The 944-nt window shown below is 76.8% G+C and carries 1 protein-coding gene; it reads right to left on the bottom strand.

Annotated features, from left to right (window positions below):
* A partial coding sequence (locus tag NZU74_20205; protein ID MCS6883652.1) for a hypothetical protein occupies positions 1-944 on the bottom strand: 944 nt, incomplete at both ends.

Here is a 944-nt window from a genome sequence, read left to right as displayed (position 1 = left end):
CAATCGCGCGGGCGGCGGCGAGGGCGTCAGGCAGTAGCGTCTCCGGCAGGCGCGGCGCCAGCGCGGCGAGCGCCTTGGCGCGGGACCACTCCCAGTCAATCGCGCGGGCGGTTGCGAGGGCGTTAGGCAGCAGCGCCTCCGGCAGATGCGGCGCCAGCGCGTCCAGCGCCGCGGCGCGGTCGTCCTCATCGCCAATCGCGCGGGCGGCGGCGAGGGCCTCGCGCAGAACGGCGGACCGTTCCGCCTCCGGCAGGTGTGGCGCCAGCGCGGTGAGCGCTTTGGCGCGGTCGTCCTCATCGCCAATCGCGCGGGCGGCGGCGAGGGCGTCAGGCAGTAGCGTCTCCGGCAGGCGCGGCGCCAGCGCGGCGAGCGCCGCGGCGCGGGACCACTCCCAGTCAATCGCGCGGGCGGTTGCGAGGGCGTTAGGCAGCAGCACCTCCGGCAGATGCGGCGCCAGCGCGGTGAGCGCCTCGGCGCGGGACCACTCCCAGTCAATCGCGCGGGCGGCGGCGAGGGCGTCAGGCAGTAGCGTCTCCGGCAGGCGCGGCGCCAGCGCGGCGAGCGCCGCGGCGCGGGACCACTCCCAGTCAATCGCGCGGGCGGTTGCGAGGGCGTTAGGCAGCAGCACCTCCGGCAGATGCGGCGCCAGCGCGTCCAGCGCCGCGGCGCGGTCGCCCTCATCGCCAATCGCGCGGGCGGCGGCGAGGGCCTCGCGCAGGACGGCGGACCGTTCCGCCTCCGGCAGATGTGGCGCCAGCGTGGTGAGCGCTTTGGCGCGGGACCCCTCATCGCCAATCGCGCGGGCGGCGGCGAGGGCCTCGCGCAGCAGTTCAGGTGGCAGGCGCGGCGCCAGCGCAGCGAGCGCCTCGGCGCGGGACGATTCCCAGGCAATCGCGCGGGCGGTTGCGAGGGCGTTAGGCAGCAGCACCTCCGGCAGATGCGGC

This window comes from Chloroflexaceae bacterium, from assembly GCA_025057155.1.
Taxonomy (GTDB): domain Bacteria; phylum Chloroflexota; class Chloroflexia; order Chloroflexales; family Chloroflexaceae; genus JACAEO01.
The sequence above is the reverse complement of the archived record's forward strand: the minus strand, read 5'-3'. Positions and strand labels throughout refer to the sequence as shown.